This window comes from Brevundimonas bullata, assembly GCF_014207965.1.
Lineage (GTDB): Bacteria > Pseudomonadota > Alphaproteobacteria > Caulobacterales > Caulobacteraceae > Brevundimonas > Brevundimonas bullata_A.
Map to the genome: position 1 here is coordinate 168,825 of NZ_JACHLM010000001.1, position 17,838 is coordinate 186,662.

16 protein-coding genes are annotated in these 17,838 nt (G+C 66.3%); 8 read left to right on the plus strand and 8 right to left on the minus strand.

The window, feature by feature from the left end; genetic code table 11:
* Window positions 1–113: 113 nt before the first annotated feature.
* Window positions 114–803: a helix-turn-helix domain-containing protein gene (locus HNP51_RS00820; RefSeq protein ID WP_184265916.1), complete on the minus strand. Its 690-nt coding sequence runs from the start codon at window positions 801–803 to the stop codon at window positions 114–116.
* 59 nt (window positions 804–862) lie between these two features.
* Here HNP51_RS00820 and HNP51_RS00825 point away from each other — a divergent pair, with 59 nt between their 5' ends.
* The 3 genes from HNP51_RS00825 (at window position 863) to HNP51_RS00835 (ending at window position 2,289) form a co-directional block, all read left to right on the plus strand.
* Window positions 863–1,306, plus strand: a complete 444-nt coding sequence (locus HNP51_RS00825; RefSeq protein ID WP_184265919.1) for a VOC family protein — start codon at window positions 863–865, stop codon at window positions 1,304–1,306.
* A gap of 3 nt (window positions 1,307–1,309) precedes the next feature.
* A complete protein-coding gene (locus HNP51_RS00830; protein ID WP_184265922.1) occupies window positions 1,310–1,801 on the plus strand; it encodes a VOC family protein in 492 nt (163 codons plus the stop codon).
* 140 nt (window positions 1,802–1,941) lie between these two features.
* Window positions 1,942–2,289 carry a DUF1428 domain-containing protein gene (locus HNP51_RS00835; RefSeq protein ID WP_184265925.1) on the plus strand — a complete coding sequence of 116 codons (348 nt, stop codon included), beginning with the start codon at window positions 1,942–1,944 and terminating at the stop codon, window positions 2,287–2,289.
* 117 nt (window positions 2,290–2,406) lie between these two features.
* Here the strand turns inward: HNP51_RS00835 and rpoD are convergent, their stop codons facing one another.
* The 3 genes from rpoD to HNP51_RS00850 all read right to left on the minus strand — a co-directional run bounded on the left by rpoD (window position 2,407) and on the right by HNP51_RS00850 (window position 7,586).
* Complete coding sequence (gene rpoD, locus HNP51_RS00840) at window positions 2,407–4,347, minus strand: RNA polymerase sigma factor RpoD (RefSeq protein ID WP_184265928.1); 1,941 nt, start codon at window positions 4,345–4,347, stop codon at window positions 2,407–2,409.
* Between the two features lie 75 nt (window positions 4,348–4,422).
* A complete protein-coding gene (gene dnaG, locus HNP51_RS00845) occupies window positions 4,423–6,324 on the minus strand; it encodes a DNA primase (protein WP_184265931.1) in 1,902 nt (633 codons plus the stop codon).
* 125 nt (window positions 6,325–6,449) lie between these two features.
* A complete protein-coding gene (locus HNP51_RS00850; RefSeq protein ID WP_260398270.1) occupies window positions 6,450–7,586 on the minus strand; it encodes a patatin-like phospholipase family protein in 1,137 nt (378 codons plus the stop codon).
* 196 nt (window positions 7,587–7,782) lie between these two features.
* On the opposite strand from HNP51_RS00850, the gene HNP51_RS00855 reads away from it, so the two are divergent.
* Window positions 7,783–8,043 (plus strand): hypothetical protein, encoded by a 261-nt coding sequence (locus HNP51_RS00855; protein WP_184265934.1) that lies wholly within the window; start codon window positions 7,783–7,785, stop codon window positions 8,041–8,043.
* 139 nt (window positions 8,044–8,182) lie between these two features.
* A complete protein-coding gene (locus HNP51_RS00860) occupies window positions 8,183–8,653 on the plus strand; it encodes a PAS domain-containing protein (RefSeq protein WP_184265936.1) in 471 nt (156 codons plus the stop codon).
* Window positions 8,654–8,656: 3 nt separating this feature from the next.
* Here the strand turns inward: HNP51_RS00860 and HNP51_RS00865 are convergent, their stop codons facing one another.
* From HNP51_RS00865 to HNP51_RS00880, 4 genes are all read right to left on the minus strand, one after another.
* A complete protein-coding gene (locus HNP51_RS00865) occupies window positions 8,657–9,613 on the minus strand; it encodes a hypothetical protein (RefSeq protein ID WP_184265940.1) in 957 nt (318 codons plus the stop codon).
* A gap of 1 nt (window position 9,614) precedes the next feature.
* A complete protein-coding gene (gene carA, locus HNP51_RS00870; RefSeq protein WP_184265942.1) occupies window positions 9,615–10,775 on the minus strand; it encodes a glutamine-hydrolyzing carbamoyl-phosphate synthase small subunit in 1,161 nt (386 codons plus the stop codon).
* A 105-nt stretch (window positions 10,776–10,880) separates the two neighbouring features.
* The gene (locus HNP51_RS00875; RefSeq protein WP_184265945.1) at window positions 10,881–12,176 is read right to left on the minus strand and encodes an amino acid permease; all 1,296 of its coding nucleotides are present in this window, start codon (window positions 12,174–12,176) and stop codon (window positions 10,881–10,883) included.
* 10 nt (window positions 12,177–12,186) lie between these two features.
* The gene (locus HNP51_RS00880) at window positions 12,187–12,891 is read right to left on the minus strand and encodes an SDR family NAD(P)-dependent oxidoreductase (RefSeq protein ID WP_184265948.1); all 705 of its coding nucleotides are present in this window, start codon (window positions 12,889–12,891) and stop codon (window positions 12,187–12,189) included.
* A gap of 130 nt (window positions 12,892–13,021) precedes the next feature.
* On the opposite strand from HNP51_RS00880, the gene HNP51_RS00885 reads away from it, so the two are divergent.
* The 3 genes from HNP51_RS00885 to HNP51_RS00895 all read left to right on the plus strand — a co-directional run bounded on the left by HNP51_RS00885 (window position 13,022) and on the right by HNP51_RS00895 (window position 17,828).
* Window positions 13,022–13,726: an HAD family hydrolase gene (locus tag HNP51_RS00885; RefSeq protein WP_184265952.1), complete on the plus strand. Its 705-nt coding sequence runs from the start codon at window positions 13,022–13,024 to the stop codon at window positions 13,724–13,726.
* A 237-nt stretch (window positions 13,727–13,963) separates the two neighbouring features.
* Window positions 13,964–17,287 carry a TonB-dependent receptor domain-containing protein gene (locus tag HNP51_RS00890; RefSeq protein WP_184265955.1) on the plus strand — a complete coding sequence of 1,108 codons (3,324 nt, stop codon included), beginning with the start codon at window positions 13,964–13,966 and terminating at the stop codon, window positions 17,285–17,287.
* A 265-nt stretch (window positions 17,288–17,552) separates the two neighbouring features.
* Window positions 17,553–17,828 (plus strand): hypothetical protein, encoded by a 276-nt coding sequence (locus tag HNP51_RS00895; protein WP_105563871.1) that lies wholly within the window; start codon window positions 17,553–17,555, stop codon window positions 17,826–17,828.
* Window positions 17,829–17,838: the final 10 nt, after the last annotated feature.

Consider the following 17,838-nt stretch of genomic DNA (forward strand, 5'->3'; position numbering starts at 1 on the left):
GCGGAGGCGGGGCCCCAGGCTTTGGCTTCGAGCGCGGGGTTAAACATTTGAGCGTGGCGCGCGTGGCTCTCACTGGGTCCCCGCCTCCGCGGGGATGAGCGGGCGGTTGCGGCTCAACCCGCCTTTTCCGGCAGATGGAAGAAGTCGATGAAGCGGGCGAAGACCTCGCGGTCGCCCTCGATGGTCATCGCCCCCTGGCCTTCCAGCGCCGCCAACGGAACCTTGCCGTAGACGGCGGCGGCCACGACCGGCGGGGCGGCGCGCACCACCACGTCGCCATCCTCGACCGCGCCGCGCCGCGTTGTGATGACGCCGTCCGCCACCGTCACGACCATCCGATCCTCGTCCATCGCAAAGCCCAGGCGCATGGCCGCATCGCCCGCGCGCCCGGCGTCGAACATGGTCTCGAACGACTGCATGACCGAAACCGCGCTGATCGGCAGGGTCGGATCGTGCTGCGGCGAGCGCGCGGCCCAGCGGCCCAGCACCATGAAGACCGGCTTGATCTCATAGCCCCAGTCGGTCAGCTCATAGACCTGAACCGAGGCGGGCGGCGGCAGTTTGCGGCGCTGGACGATGCCCGAGGCCTCCAGCCCCTCCAGCCGCTGGGTCAGGACGTTGGCCGACAGCCCGCACAGGTCTTTGCGCAGATCGCTGAAACGGCGCGGCCCCATCATGAGTTCTCGTATCACCAGCAGCGCCCAGCGCTCGCCGATCAGGTCGAGCCCGTGCGCCGCGCCGCAGGCGTCGTGATAGCGGCGCGACCGACCGACAGGCTCTTTAGTTACTTTTTCTAACTTCATGGTTGACTAACATAACATCGAGACGCAAGACTTGCATCATCAGAGAGAGGGAGAACGCCATGTCAAAGATGATTTTCGTCAACCTGCCGGTCACGGACCTGCCCCGCTCGGTCGCCTTCTACGAGGCAGTGGGCGCGACCAAGAACCCGATATTCTCGGACGACACCGCCGCCTGCCTGGTGTTTTCGGACACCATCCACGCCATGCTGCTGACGCACGAAAAGTTCTCCAGCTTCACCGACCGCGCCATTCCTGATGCGCACCAGACGGCCCAGGTGCTGATCTGCGTGTCCGAGGACAGCCGCGACGCCGTCGACGCCGTGATCGACCGCGCCGCCAACGCCGGTGGTCAGGCCGACCCCAACGCCACCCAGGACTATGGCTTCATGTACGGTCGCAGCTACGCCGACCCGGACGGCCACATCTGGGAGGTCATGTGGATGGACGCGGAAGCCGCCGCCCAGGGTCCCGAGGCCTTCGCCGCCCAGATGGGCGGAGGCTGAGCCATGACCGACAAGATCGTTCCCTGCATCTGGTACGACTTGGGCCAGGCGAAGAAGGCGGCGGAATTCTATGTCTCGCTGGGTCTGCCCGACAGCCGCATCGACCGCGTCGCGACCAGCCCCGCCGACAATCCGTCCAACCCCGAGGGGGCCGAATTGGTGGTCGAGTTCACCCTGGCCGGGCGGCCCTACATGGGCCTGAACGGCGGGCCGATGTTCCCCCAGACCGAGGCCGTCTCTTTCATGATCATGACCGATGATCAGGCCGAGACCGACCGCCTGTGGAACGCCATCGTCGGTAACGGCGGACGCGCCAGCGACTGCGGCTGGTGCAAGGATCGCTGGGGCGTGAACTGGCAGATCACCCCGCGCCGCCTGATGGCCTACTTCAGCGACCCTGATCCCGCCCGCGCCAAGGCCGCCTTCGAGGCCATGATGACCATGCAGAAGATCGACATCGCCGCCATCGAGGCCGCTGCTGACAAGGTTGGGTAGTCGCTCAAGCTAAGCTTTCCGCCTGCCCTGTCGCTTTCGACCAAGACACGACCACCGCCCGCCCCTGACTATCCGCCCCTGCCCCAGCAAACCGCCGCGCGACGAGCCATAGGGGCCAACAACAAAGAGGAGACACCAAGATGAGCTATGTCACAGGATTTCTGACCCCGGTGAAGGCCGAGAACAAGGACCGCTATATCGAGTCCGCCCGCGTCGCCTGGCCCCTATTCAAGGGCTATGGTGCCCTGGCTCAGGTCGAGAACTGGGGCGTCGACGTGCCGGACGGCAAGGTCACCAGCTTCCCCATGGCGGTGAAGCTGGAGGACGGCGAGGTGGTGGTCTTCTCCTGGCTGGTCTGGCCGGACAAGAAAACCGCCGACGACGCCTGGGCCAAGATGCAGGAAGACCCCGCCATGGCCGACATGGACATGCCATTCGACGGCAAGCGGATGATGTGGGGCGGCTTCGAGACGGTGTTCCAGAACTGAGGCCGGCTCAGTCCTCCCCTGCAAACGGGGGAGGATTTTGGAGCCACCATCTCCACAGGCATCGGAAACAAAAAGGGCGGCTCCATCGGAGCCGCCCTTTGATCTTTGTCGGATCGCTTAGGAGTCCAGGAAGCTCCGCAGCTTCCGCGACCGGCTCGGGTGCTTCAGCTTGCGCAGGGCCTTGGCCTCGATCTGACGGATGCGTTCGCGGGTCACGCTGAACTGCTGGCCGACTTCTTCCAGGGTGTGGTCGGTGTTCATGCCGATGCCGAAGCGCATCCGCAGAACGCGTTCCTCGCGCGGGGTCAACGAGGCGAGCACGCGGGTCGTGGTTTCGCGCAGGTTCGACTGAATCGCGGCGTCGATCGGCAGGATCGCGTTCTTGTCCTCGATGAAGTCGCCCAGGTGCGAGTCTTCCTCGTCGCCGATGGGGGTTTCCAGCGAGATCGGCTCCTTGGCGATCTTCAGGACCTTGCGGACCTTCTCCAGCGGCATGGCCAGCTTTTCGGCCAGTTCTTCCGGGGTCGGCTCGCGGCCGATCTCGTGCAGCATCTGGCGGCTGGTGCGGACGATCTTGTTGATCGTCTCGATCATGTGCACCGGGATGCGGATGGTCCGCGCCTGGTCGGCGATCGAGCGGGTGATCGCCTGACGGATCCACCAGGTCGCGTAGGTCGAGAACTTGTAGCCGCGGCGGTACTCGAACTTGTCGACCGCCTTCATCAGACCGATGTTGCCTTCCTGAATCAGGTCCAGGAACTGCAGACCGCGGTTGGTGTATTTCTTGGCGATGGAGATGACGAGGCGCAGGTTGGCCTCGACCATTTCCTTCTTGGCCTGACGGGCTTCACGTTCGCCCTTCTGGACCGTCTGGACGATGCGGCGATAGTCGTCGATCGGCAGGCCGGCCTCGGTCGCCACGGCGGCGATGTCGGCGCGGATCTTGGCGATCTGGGCGGCTTCGTTGTCGCTGAACTTGGTCCAGCGCACGCCCATTTCCTTGACGCGCTCGGCCCAGTTCGGGTCCAGCTCCGAGCCGAAGTAGGCTTTCAGGAACTCCGGCCGCGAGATGCCGTAGCTGTCGGCCAGACGCAGCAGACGCCCTTCCAGACCGATCAGGCGCTTATTGATGGCGTAAAGCTGCTCAACCAAGGCCTCGATGCGGTTGTTGTTCAGCTTCATCGTCTTCAGACGATCCGAGATCGTCTTGGTCAGCGTCTCGTAAGCCTTGTGGTCCTTGGCGCTGAGCACCTCGCCCTTCAGGCGGGCCTCGACCAGCTTGTCCTGCAGCTTGCGGAAGGCGCCGAAGTCGGCGGCGATCGCGTCCAGCACCTCCATGACGCCGTCGCGCAGCTCGGCTTCCAGGGCCGAGATCGACATGCCGCCGCCGTCGTCGAAGTCGTCTTCGTCGTCGTCGTCGCTCTCAGGCTTTTCAGCCTCGCCGGCGGCGGGGGCGGCGCCCGGCAGGGCGGCCGGCGGCTGGTTGTGCGGCAGCGACGACGGGTTGAGGATGCCGTAGGTGGCGTCCAGGTCGATCACTTCGCGCAGCAGGATGCGGTTGTTGGCCAGTTCCTCGCGCCAGACCATGATGGCCTCGAAGGTCAGGGCGCTTTCGCACAGACCCGAGATCATGGCGTCGCGGCCGGCTTCGATCCGCTTGGCGATGGCGATTTCGCCCTCGCGGCTCAGCAGTTCGACCGAGCCCATTTCGCGCAAATACATGCGCACGGGGTCGTCGGTGCGGTCGTAGGCGGCCTTGGCCGGGGCCTCGGCCACCGAGGTCTCGGCGGCGGCGGCCACGTCGGTGCCGGTCGATTCCGCGGCGTCTTCCTCGGCCTCGACGACGTTGACGCCCATCTCCGACAGCATGGCCAGCGTGTCTTCTATGGCGTCGGGGGTCACTTCTTCGCTGGGGAGGACCTTGTTCAGCTCCTCCATCGTGACATAGCCGCGCGCCTTGGCCTGCTTGATGAACTTCTTGACGCCGGCGTCCGTCAGATCGAGCAGGGGCCCGTCGGTATTGGCTTCAGTGTCCTGCGTCTCGGTCTGCGCGCTCATTCAGTCAGTCTCCACGACCGCTCGGGGGTGATCAGTCCCCTGCGGCGAAAATACAACGCCCGGCAACTTCGTTAGTTACGAAGAAGCCGCGTCTTCCCAAATCGTTCCGGTCTTGATGGCCCGTCGCAAAGCATCGCGCTCGGCTTTCACCAGGGTGAAGGCCGAGTTATCGAACGCCTGATGGGCGCCCGACTTTGCTGACGCCAGCGCCTGCTCCAACGCCGCTACGCGGGTCAGAGCGTCGAACGCTTGCGACCACCGGATCCTCGCCTCGCCGAGGGGCTTGTCTGCAGCCAGGAAGGGCGCGCCGGACTTTGCCGCCGCCTTCTCGACCTCGTGCATCAAGGCATCATGACCCGAGTGGGCCAGATGGCGTCGGATCGCGGCAGAGTCAAGGCTCTGACCGCCAAACCGCAACCGAACCAGTTCCTGCGCCAGCCCATCCAGCGCCGGATCGCCGAACCCATGCCGGGCGATGGCCTCCAGATGGTCGTCCATCCGCTCGGGATCATCGACCGCGCCGTGGGCCAGGGCCGCCGCCACCGGCTCGATGGAGCGCGACAGGGCGTGCATGGCCTGGGCGCCCTCGGCCGTCTGGCCCAGCTTGGGCGGCGGGCCGCGCCAGCGTCCGCCCATCCCGCCACCTGGGCCCGGTCGGCCCCCGCCCTGCTGATAGGGTTGGCCCTGCTGTTGTTGCTGACGAGGGAACAGGGCGTCGAACCGCTCGAACAGGTCGCGGCGGTATTGCTCGGCCAGATCCTTGTCCTGAATGGCCGAGGCCGCCTGACGCAGCCGCCCCTTCAGCCCCGCCTTGCGCTCGGGCGTGTCCAGAGGCTCGGCCTCGGCCTCGCGGCGGAACAGGACCTCGACGAAAGGCCGGGTCTCGCTGATCGCGTGGCGCAGGGCCGGCGCCCCCTTGTCGCGCAGGATGTCGTCCGGGTCCTGACCGGCCTCCAGCAGGGCGAAGCGGAACGACCGCCCCGACTTCAGCAGGGGCAACGACCGCTCGATCGAGCGATAGGCGGCCCGCAGCCCCGCCGCATCCCCGTCGAAGCACAGCACCGGCTCGGCCGAGACGCGCCACAGCCGCTCCATCTGTTCTTCGGTCAGGGCCGTGCCCATGGGCGCCACGGCCGGCAGGCCCGCGCGCTGGCAGGCGATGACGTCCATATAGCCTTCGACGACGATGATCCCCTGCTCGCCCTTGCTCTCGGCCCCCAGGATGCGGCGCGCCTCGGGCAGGCCGTAGAGGGTGGCTCCCTTGTGAAACAGCGGGCTTTCCGGCCCGTTCAGATACTTGGCCCGGTCGTCGGGGTTCATGGCCCGCCCGCCGAAGCTGACGATCCGCCCGCGCGCATCCAGAATGGGGAACATCAGCCGGTCGCGGAATCGGTCATAGGGGGCGCCGCCGCTCTCCGGCGAGATCAGCATCCCGGCCTCGACCAGATCGCCCGGCTTGGCCCCGCGCTGGATCAGGGCGTTCTTCAGCCCCTCGCGGTCGTTGGGGGCGTAGCCCAGACCGAAGCGCTCCCACTGGTCCTCGGGCAGGCCGCGCTTTTCCAGATATTCACGCGCCGCCTTGCCGACCGACCGGCGCAGATTGGCCGCGAACCACTTCTGGGCCAGGTCCATCCAGTCGGTCAGGCCCTGCTTCTTGGCCTCGCGCTCGGCGGATTGCGGGTCCTCGGCGGGCAGCTGCATCCCCGCCTCGCCCGCCAGCCGCTGCACTGCCTCGACGAAGCTGAGACGCTCCGTCTCCTGCAAGAAGCTGATGATGTCGCCGTGCTTGCCGGAACTGAAGTCGTGGAAGAAGCCCTTGTCGTCATTGACGAAGAAGGACGGCGACCGCTCCTTGGAGAAGGGGCTGAGGCCCACATACTCGCGTCCCTGACGCTTGAGCTTCACCGTCCGTCCGATCACGTCGGACGGGCGAAGGCGGGCCTTCAGTTCTTCAAGGAAACGATCGTCGAAACGCACGATCCCAGACACTCCGGCGCGATGACCAGGGGAAGGGCCTCCGCACCCTCAGACATGGGCATCCCCGGTTCTGTTTTCCACAGCCTGTGAAGATCGAGGAGAAGTCCGTCGCTTTCAGAGGTCGCCTACTTCCACGCCTCGCCCGTCCGGCCCAGGGCCTCGCCCAGGTCATAGACGGCCTGCATCGAGGCCTGGCTGAAATCGAGGCTGTCGGCGCCGTCGAAATCCTCGGGGATGGCGGCGACCTGGAACTCCAGTCCGTTGCGGCTGGCAAAGGCCCGATTGGCGGCGATGGTGGCGCGCAGCTGGCCGCCCAGCACCGCGTCCAGACTGCGGGTCAGGACGGGAATGGCGGCGTCGCGGGTGACGGCGAAGCGCGGCGCGTCCTTGCCGTTGACCACGACGTGCAGACGCGCGCCCTGGAACACCCCGGCCACGTCGTCCCAGTTCCACATGATCTGCGGCAGGGCCACGAAGGGGTTCATCACCCCGCCGTCGACGTGCATTTCCTCGAACACCGCGCCGCGCCCCTGCGAGCGGATCATGACGGGAGGAAAGGCGCCGGGAATGCTGGCCGAGGCGATCAGCACGTCGCGAAACAGGGCCAGAGCCTCCGGCCCGCCGCGCTCGGCTATGGCGCCCATGTTCCAGATGACGCCGCGCTGGGCGTCCAGATCGGTAGTGGCGACCAGCAGCAGCCGCCCCTTGGCGTGCTCGGCGGCGACCTCGGTCAGCATCGCCTGGTCCACATTGCTCTCGACCAGTTCACGCAGGGGTTCGCCGCTGAACACGCCCGATCCGATCAGGGCGCGCACGCCCCGGCTTTTCAGCAACCCTGTCGCCTGCCCGCCGGTATAGGCCTCCTTCAACCGCCCATCCCAGCGCGGGCCGAGGAAGACGAAGGGCGCGGCCAGCGCGCCGGTCGACACCCCGGTCACGACTTCAAAATCCGGCCGTTTGCCGCTGGCGGTCCAGCCGTTGATCAGACCCGCCGTGAAAGCGCCGTTGGCCCCGCCGCCGGATAGGGCGATCAGGTCGAAATGACCGTCCGGCCCTTTCGGCACGCCCTCGCCCAGCTGCTGCTCGATCTTCTGCGCCGCCGCCTCGTCCTCAATCGAAAAGCGGACATTGGGAAAGCCCACGGGCGAGGCGGCCTCGCGCTCGGTCAGGCCGAAGTCGCTGCGCGCCCCGCTGGCGCAGGCCGACACCAGCAGACCGGCGCTCAGAACGGCCGCGACCGTACGCATCAGGCTGAAACCCATATGGAACCTCCAAGGCTCGCACCCTAGGCGCTTTCCATGACAGGAGGAAAAGCCCATCGCCCGAAAAAGCTGCGTTAGGTTTTGATTAACCAAGAAGGCCGCTTCGGACGCGCCATCGTCCGAATGCGGACCCAATCCGGCGCGACAACAGAACTATCCACAGCCTGTGGACTGATTCGCTTTACGGAAGCTCCTCATGTTCATCGCCATCGCCCGCCCGGCGGTGGAGCCCCAAGGCCCCGACGCCGTCGCCGTCCCCGGCTCCCCCGCTGTTCCGACCCTTTCGCCCCGCGCCCTGCACGCGCGTCTGCTGGACACCGCCGCGCGTCGCCGCCGAGGACTCGAGCGCAAACAGGCCGGGCGCAACGACGACGCCGCCTACTGGATTTCCGCCGCCCCCATGGCGATCCGCAAGGCCTGCGCCTTGCGCCAGGCGGATTTCGCGACCCTGCCGTAAAGCCCGGAGACGGCGGGAATGCGTGAAAGACCTCGCATTCGAATCTGCTCGAACGTCCCGAGCGTTTCGCAACCCCGGGAATTACAGAAATATTCAGGCGTGCCGACTATGTTCAGGGCCTCCCCTTCTCGAGTTCCCCATGCCTGACGCCGCCGCTCCGCATTCCGCCTTTCTTCGCCCCATGCTGGAACTCATGGCCGAGCATCTGGGCGGCGCCGTCATCCTGCACGCCGCCCCGACGGGAGAGATCCTGATGGCGGCCGGCGGCGTGCCGGGCCTGGCCTTCAACAACGCCGTCGGCGCTACGACCGAAGACTATGTCGGACGGTTTGAAGTCTACGCCCAGGACGGGTCCGTCGCGAAGATGGAGGCCCTGCCCGTGGTGCGCGCCATGACCACAGGCGAACCCGTCGTGGACGAAGTATGGCTGTTGGGCGCGGGCGGGGGCGCGGCCCCTGTGCCGGTCTTCGTCGATTCCTATCCGCTGAAGGACGACAGCGGCGCCGTCATCGGCGTGATCGCCACCAGCACCGATCCCAGGCGATGGGCCACGCGCGCAGAACGGCTGAAGCAGTCGATCTCGCTGCGCGATCGGTCGGTCAGAGACTGAGCTTCAGCGCAGTTCCGGCAGACGCCGCATGAAGGAGTCGCGCAGCTTGCGCCGACGCTCGGCCGAGGACTTGGGACGAACCCGCTCGCGGTGCTCCATCCCGCCGCCCCAGCGCTCGTGCATGGCGGCGGCCAGCGCCGGATGGCGGTCGTGCTGGTGGACGATGGGACTGACGCCGCCGCCCGGGTTGACGATGCGGCCATCCACGAGGCGCAGGTCGGCGGTGGGCGTCAGGCCCAGGGTCGCCACGCGGCCGTAGTTGGGGCCGATCTCGCCCTCGATCAGACCCAGGTGGACGGCGATGTTGCAGGCCGCCTGATCAGCGCCGAACGCCCCGCCGATCTCCGAACGCGGCACGGCGGCCAGCATCAGCAGGGTCCGGCAGAAGCGCATCATGGCCTCGCGCGGCCCCATCACGGTGCCGACGCACAGGCAGGGCTTGTCGGCCAGGGCGCTGGCCACCGCCTCGCCGCCGACACCGCGCAGATACTTCATGTTGAAGGCGTGGTCGGCCAGAACCCCGTCGGCGTACTCATTGAAGAACTCCAGACCTTGCGGCTGGGGCTCAAACGGCGCGGCCTGAAAGACCACGTCGCGCACATCGGTCAGCAGGACATTGCGCGCATGGGGCCGTTCGCTCATCAGCCGGTCAAAGGCGGCGAAGCGCGCCACGACCGGATGCGGCGCCCAGCCCTCGACCGTCGCCGGGGCCACGGCCTCGATCCGGTGCTCGGCCAGGAAGGCCAGCAAGGCCGGGTCCTGATCCACGACCAGCGCCACAGGCCCGTCGAACACCGCCCGGAGCGACCGCACGAACGGGGCCACGTCGGCGGCGTCATAGCCCGTGGCGTAGCCCAGGATCAGATCGTCCGCCGCGTCGGAGGCCGTAGCCTCGCGCCTGCCCAGCATCGCCCCGGCGAGCCAGTCCAGATAGGCTGACTTCGCCGCTGGCGCCGTCATTTTAAGCCGTCATCGAGGCGGTGAAGCGGTCGAACAGATAGAGGCTGTCGATCGGACCGGACGAGGCTTCCGGGTGATGCTGGACGCTGAACACCGGATGGCCCTTCAGGGCGATGCCGCAGTTGGTGCCGTCGAACAGGCTGACGTGGGTTTCCTCCACGGCGTCCGGCAGGCTGTCGCGGTCGACCGAGAACTCGTGGTTCATCGACACGATCTCGACCTTGCCCGTGGTCAGATCCTTGACCGGGTGGTTGGCGCCGTGGTGGCCCTGATCCATCTTGATGGTCTTGGCGCCGAGGGCGATGGCCAGCATCTGGTGACCCAGGCAGATGCCCAGGATCGGCTTGCCGCTGGCGACCAGCTTCTGGATTTCCGGCACGGCGTAGGCACCGGTTGCGGCCGGATCGCCGGGACCGTTGGACAGGACCACGCCGTCGGGATTGCGGGCCAGGATGTCCTCGGCCGAGGTCGTCGCCGGCACCACGGTGATCTTCACGCCGGTCGAGGCCAGGGCGCGCAGGATATTGCGCTTCACGCCGTAGTCGATGACCACCACCGACTTGGCGCCGGCTTCAGGCTTGGCGTAGCCGGCCGGCCAGCCCCATACGCCCTCGGTCCATTCAAAGGTCTGGGTGGTCGAGGCTTCCTTGGCCAGGTCCAGACCGACCAGACCGCTCCAGGCCTTGGCCTGACCCACCAGGGCGTCGAGGTCGAACCGGCCCTCGGGGTCGTGGGCGATGACGGCGTGCGGGGCGCCCTTGTCGCGGATGATCTTGGTCAGGGCGCGGGTGTCCACCCCGGCCAGGCCGACCACGCCGCGCGACTTCATCCAGCTGTCCAGGCTGCCGGTGGCGCGCCAGTTGGCGGGCTCGGTCGGGACGTCGCGGAAGATGGCGCCGCGAGCCGCGCGCTCGGGCGAGGCGCCGATCTGCTCCACGTCTTCGTGGTTCACGCCGACATTGCCGACATGGGGGAAGGTGAAGGCCAGGATCTGGCTCATGTAGGAGGGATCGGTCAGGATTTCCTGATAGCCCGTCATCGAGGTGTTGAAGACCACCTCGCCGAGGACCGAACCGACGGCGCCGACGCCAATGCCTTGCAGGATGGTGCCGTCAGCGAGCGCGAGGACGCCAGTGGCGCCGGACAGAATCTGGGTCGTCATGGCGCAGGCTCCTAACAATGAATACGGGCAGACAAACGGCGGCGTCACTAAAGAGATGCCGGGGCGGGGTCAACCGCCCTTGGCCCTTTAGATCTTTTGGGCTCTTCAGACCTTCTGGGTTTTCCGCACCCAGATCCAGGCCAGGCTGGTCAGGGCGAAGAATCCGACGCTGGGCAGGATATAGCCCCCCGCCGCCGCCGCCACCGCAAAGGTCGAGAAGACCAGGCCCGCCACGGCCAGGGTCCGCCAGCCCGCCTTCCGGGTCAGTTTCCAAAGCGTCATCGAACACAGCGCGTAAAGACAGAGGGTCAACACTGAGGTGACGCCGATCAGGACGCCGAACTGCTGGCCCAGGGTCGGCTGTGCGCTAGCGACGACCATGGCGCTCATGACGACGCAGTTCAGGATGGGATTGCTCAACGGGGTCTTGCCCTTCTGAGCCCCGCCGAACCAGCGCGGCATCCAACCCGCCTCGGCGGCGCCGCGCGAGGTCTCGCCCGCCAGCATGGTCCAGCCGGCGATGGTGCCCAGCACCTTGATGACGGCGCATGCGGCGACCAGGCCGGCCACGGACGAGCCCATGACCCGCGCCACCAGATCGGCGTAAGGGCTGGTCGAATGCACCAGCACATCCGCCGGAATGACGCCGAAGACGGCGATGCTGGCGGCCACATAGACAATGAAGGCCAGGGCGACGCCGCCCAGCGAGGCGCGCCCCACATCGACGGCGGGGTTCTTGACCAGACTGGACAGGGCCGCGGCGCTCTCGACGCCCAGGAAAGCCCAGAAGATGATGGCCAGCGAGGCCGGCACGGTCTTCAGCAGGGGCTGATCGCCGGGGCTCCACGAGGCGGCGAAGGTGTCGCTGTTGAAGGCCATGACCCCGGCTATGATGGCCAGAACAATAGGGATCAGGCCGAGGCCCAGGGTGATGGCGCCGAACCGCGCAGCCGTCCGGGCGCCTGAGGCATAGGCGGCCGAGGTCAGCCAGATCAGGGCCAGATTGCTGACCGCCGCCCACAGCGGCTCCTTCAGCGCGGGAATAAAGAAGGCCAGATAGCCGGTGCCGGCCACCGCCAGCGCCACGTTCCCGGCCAGGCAGGCGGCCCAATAGGCCAGCCCCGTCTGATAGCCGATGAAGCGGCCCATGCCGCGTCGGGTGAAGTCCGACAGGCCGTCGGCGTCCGGCTGCATCCGCCCCAGACCGCCGAACACCAGCGCCAGGGTCACGGCGCCAACGCCGCAGATCAGCCACCCGATGATGCTGGAACTGCCCGTCGGCGCCAGGGTCGCAGGCAGCAGATAGACGCCCGAACCGATCATATTGCCGGCCACCACCAGGGCGGCGAGCGCCCAGCCGATGCGGTGCGGCGGATCGGGCAGAATTTCAGTCTGGGTCATCCGCGCCCCTTTACGCGGGAATCTGCGCTCCGTCCCATGCGAATACGCCGCCGCTGTCCGCCGGCGTCAGCCCCTCAATCACCGCCAGCAGACGAAACGCGGGCGAGAACAGCTTGTCGGGCTTGACCCCACGCTGGAAGGGCGCGCTCAGGGCCGTGTCCACCGTGCCGGGATGCAGGCCCGCGACCACCGCCTGCGGATGGGTGCGCGCCAGTTCCACCGACAGAGTCTTCAGGATCATGTTCAGCGCCGCCTTGGACGCGCGATAGCTATGCCAGCCGCCCAGCCGGTTGTCGCCGATGGAGCCGACCCGCGCCGACAGGGCCGCGAACACCGCCCGCTGGTCGCGCGGCATCAGGGGCAAAAGGTGACGCGCCGCGAGCGCCGGCCCCACGGCGTTGATGCGGAAATCCCGCATCAGATGCTCCGCCGTCAGCTCGCGCCAGCTGCGTTCCGGCGTCTGGCCGGAATGCAGCACGCCGGTCGCCACGACGATCAGGCTCGGTGCGGGCCCTTCGGCGATGCGCGCCGCAGCGCCGGCCATGCTGGTCTCGTCCTCCAGATCCAGATAGCCGTGCGTCACCCCTTCCATGGGGGCGGCGGGCGTGCGCGAAAGGCCGTGCACCACGCGGTCGCCCGCCTGCCCCAACTGCTGCGCCAGCGCCCGCCCAATGCCGCCCGACACGCCCACGATGATCGCCGAACCCTTGGCCATGGCCTCCGTCCTCTCTGTTGTCGGAAGAAATACGTCACCGAGCCGCCGCTGGACCGCCCGCCGCCCTACCCTCGCCGCCGACGGGGGTTTAGGAAGCGCCAGCCCTCACCCCGCCTCACCCGGACGCCCCATGACCATCACCACGGTCGGCCTCGATGCCGACGACACCCTGTGGCACAACGAAACCATCTTCCGCCTCAGCCAGAAGCGGTTCGTGGACCTGCTGGCCGATCACGCCGATGAGCCGGTGATGATGGACCGCCTGTCCCAGGTCGAGCGGCGCAACCTTCGCCTCTATGGCTACGGCGTGAAGGGTTTCACCCTGTCGATGCTGGAGACGGCCATGGAGCTGTGCGACGGCGCCGCCCCCCCGCACATCGTCCGCGAAATCCTGGCTGCGGGTCGCGAGATGCTGGCCCATCCGGTCGAAACCCTGCCCGGCGTCGATGGCGTCCTGGCTGAACTGTCCGAGAAGTACCGCCTGGTCCTGATCACCAAGGGCGACCTGATGGATCAGGAGCGCAAGCTGGCGGCGTCTGGCCTCGGCGACCTGTTCGCCGCGGTCGAGATCGTGTCGGAGAAAGACCGCTCGACCTATGAACGCATCTTCGCCCGCCACGGCACCGGCGCCGCCGAGGCTGTCATGGCCGGCAATTCGATGAAGTCCGACGTCCTGCCCGCCATCGAGGCCGGGGCCTTCGCCTGCCACATCCCCTACCACATCACCTGGGCGCACGAGCTGGCCGACGCCCCGGAAAACCACCCGCGTTACGTCTCGCTCAGCCGCATCGGCGAGTTGCCGGACTGGATCGCCACGATCGATAAGCCTGACTAGATATCAACGCTCTTGGAACGAAAATATTCATTTCAAAGCATAGAGATCACCGAACACCGTAACTTCACAATATGGCATGAAGATCGTCTGAAATGTGTCTTGATTGCACCACTGGCGAAACAAGACGACGCTTCGTCCACAGTTAGACCAAACCTAGGCAAACTTAGCCCCATTTCGGTCACACCTTGAGGAATGTGTGGCCGCTTCCGGCTTTTTTGTGTCAGGTGTATTAAAGTAATGAGAGCATTCCTCCTCGGTTCGACGGTGCTGGTCAGCGCCATCGCTCTGACCGCCCCCGCGATGGCCCAATCGGTCGAAGCTGCGCCCAAGTCCGACGTCGCCACCGAAGTTGGCGAAATCGTCGTCACGGGCTCGCGTATCCGCCGCGACCCGACCAACGCTCCGACCCCGCTGATCCAGGTCACGCAGGAAGAGCTGCTGTCGACGGGCCAAACCAGCGTCATCGACTATCTGGCTACCCTCCCGGCCCTGCAGAACTCGACGGTTCCGTCCGACACGACCGGTTCGAGCCTGAACACCGGCGGCCTGTCGCTGCCGAACCTGCGCTCGCTGGGCGCCGGCCGCACCCTGACGCTGGTTGACGGTCGTCGTCACGTCAGCTCCTCGGGCGGCGATCTGTCGGTCGATGTCGACACCATTCCGCGCCTGCTGATCCAGAACGTTGAAATCATCACCGGCGGCGCCTCGTCGGTGTACGGCGCGGACGCCGTTTCGGGCGTGCTGAACTTCATCCTGAAGAAGGATTTTGAAGGCCTCGAGATCGACGCCAACTACGGTCAGATCAACAGCAACGGCGAAGCCAGCCGACGCGTCTCGGCCTTGGTCGGCAAGAACTTCTTCGACGACCGTCTGAACGTCTACGCTCACGCGGAATACGAAAAGGTCGACAATGTCGACTCGATGGACATCAACTGGATCCGCCGCGGTCCGATCCGCTTGGCCGTCGATGCAGACCCGACCAATGCCCCTTATGACGGCGTGCTCGACGCTGACGTCTTCTACGGCGTGAACCGTCTGGACATCCTGCCCTGGGGCCAGACCACCCTGGCCAACCTGCTGCAGCCCAGCGCCCTGACCAACCCGAACATCCCGTATCAGAACTGCCTCCCTGGCGGCAATTTCTCGTACGCCGCCAACTGCTTCGGCATCAATCCGGGCAAGACCTTCGTCTATGAAGGCAACACGGCTCGCGCGGCCAACTTCGGCGACCGCGTCGGCAACGTCGGCCACAACCGCCCGTACAACATCGGCGGCGACGGCATGCCGCTGGGTGAAGTCGCTGGCTACAGCCGCGTGCCGGAATCGAAATCGCAGCGCTATCAGGTCGGCGGCAACTTCCAGATCACCGACGCGATCTCGTTCAACGCTTCGGCCAAGTACATCACCGAAGAAACCTACATGCGCGGCCAGCGCACCTTCTTCGACATCGATCTGGACAACGGCTCGTACGGCGCCAACGAGACCGCCTCGCTCTGGGGCACTTCGGCCTTCGACCTGCGCTGGGCCGACAACGCTTTCCTGCCGCAGAACGTGAAGGACGCGATCGCCGCCAACCGCATCGACGTCTACGCCCCGCCGACCGCCGCCAACGCCGGCCAACTGACGGGTTCGGTGGCTCTGCCGATCGCCCGCCACACCTTCTTCGGCCCCGAACGTTCGCAAACCAACACCCGCGACGTCCAGCGCTACACCGCCGGCTTCAAGGGCGATCACGGCCCGATCAGCTTCATGAAGTCGCTGTCGTGGGACCTGGGCTACGTCTACGGCAAGGCCGAGATCGAGAACATCGAACGCGGCGTCGACACCCAGCGCATGTCGCTGGCCGCTGACGCTGTGGTTGATACGGCCGGCGTGCTCGGCAAGGCCGGTGCCATCGTCTGCCGCGCCAGCCTGCTGAACGCCCAAGGTCTGGCGGTCGCCGACAGGCATCGCCTCGATGCCGACGGCAACCCGACCGACCTGCGCGACACCCAGTACGGCCGCGACTCCATCGCTCAGTGCACCCCGCTGAACATCTTCGGCGCGGGCAACCAGTCGGCCGAAGCTCTCGAGTACGTCGACGCCTTCGTCCGCGTTCAGGAAATGAACGAGCAGCACCAGGCCATCGGCTCGGTCGCGACTGAGCTGTGGGACTTCTGGGGCGCCGGCAACATCGGCGTGGCCCTGGGCGCCGAATGGCGCAAGGAAACCACCTCGGCCGTCGGCCGCAGCTCGACGGCGGGCGATCGTCTGCTCTTCCTCAACACCGGCGCCGATTTCCCGGAAGTCAGCTACGAGTCGAAGGAAGTCTTCGCCGAGCTGTCGCTCCCGCTGTTCCGCGACAACAAGTTCCTGGGCGAGTACGCCGAGCTGAGCGGTTCGTACCGCTACGCCGACTACTCGACCGTGGGCAATGTCGACGTTTACGGCGTGAACCTGGTTTATCGCCCGATCCGGGACATCACGTTCAAGACCAGCTTCAACACCTCGGTCCGCGTGCCAAACCTGGGCGAAAACTACTCGCCGTTCAGCCAAACCTTCGCGAACAACTTCGCTGATCCTTGCGCCACGGCCAACATCGCCGCTGTCAACGACCAGGAAACGAAGGACAACCGGATCAAGAACTGCACGACCCTGGCTGCTCAACAGGGCCTGACGTTCGACTTCGCCGGCGCCACCGCCACCAACCTCGACGACTTCGTGCCGAACTACACCTCGGGCATCGCGGGCTCCTCGGGCGGCAATCCCAACCTGCAGCCGGAAGAGTCGGAATCCTTCACCTTCTCGACCGTCCTGAAGCCGCGCTTCGTGCCCGGCCTGACCATGACGCTGGATTACTTCGACATCCGCATCGACAAGGTCATCGCCTCGGTCACCGCTGGCACCATTGCAGCCAACTGCGTCAGCGGCGCCGAGCTGAACATGGACGCCTGTAACTCGATCTTCCGCAACAATCCGAACATCGAGTTCGGCGTTGGCGCTCCTTCGGGCGACGCCGTCGGCGGCTTCATCGAGCGTTCGTTCAACTATGCGGCCCTGGAGACCCGCGGCCTCGACTTCGGCGCCAACTACTCCTGGGACACCGCCGACTGGGGCAAGGACTGGGGCTCCATCGACTGGCGCCTGAACGGTTCGTGGCTGATCGAGCAGAAGCAGTACCTGAACGAGTCCGACGCGAGCGACTATGATGAACTGGCCGCCGGTCTGAGCGGAAGCAGCATCTACCCGCGCGTCCGTATGTCCTCGTCGGTGACCTGGCGTCCGAACGACATCTGGAGCCTGAACTGGACCGCCGACTGGCAGTCGAGCGTCAACATCGTCCGCGCTCGTGACTTCGTGAACAACGCGGACTCGCGCCTGACGGACCAACTGGACACGGGCAACTTCACCCGTCACGACCTCACGGTTCGCTACAACGTCCGTGACGATCTGAGCCTGCGCGCAGGCGTCGTGAACCTGTTCGAAGCCGAACAGCGCGACATCCTGGGCACCACGATCATCTCGAACTACGACCCCTATGGTCGCCGGTTCTTCGTGGGCCTGAACTTCCGTCCCTGGTAAGTTCACGCGTCGCTAAGACGATTAAGGGCGGTCCTTCGGGACCGCCCTTTTTCTTTTGCCCGCTCCCTGCATCGGCGGCATGTGACAGGCCGTAACACGCCGTGCGACGATCGGGGGCCGCAGGGGCTTGCAAGCCGGGGGCGCCGTCTCTAAACGGACCGCTTAACCGACAACCTGAACGGATCGGTCGCGAGGCTCGCCTTGCGTCCGGTTTCTTCGCGCGCGTGGAGCCCCGCCGCTGACCAGCCATGACGAAAAGGATGCTATGGTGCGCGCTGCTCTGGCCGAGCAGGGCGACAGCGGGATCACCCCGCGCCATACGCTGTTCTATTTCTATGGCGACGGCGACCACGGCGACCTCAACGAGGTGGCCCGCCGCGCCGGGTTTCTGACGCGGGGCCAGGACGATCTGACCGTCCTGGAGACGACCATAGCGGTCGACGAGGCGTCGTTTTCGCCTGTGTCGGCCATGATGCAATCCTGGGCCGCGGCCTTCCAGCTCGACTACGACGGCTGGGAGTGTGCGGTCGTGACGAACTGAGTAGCAGCCG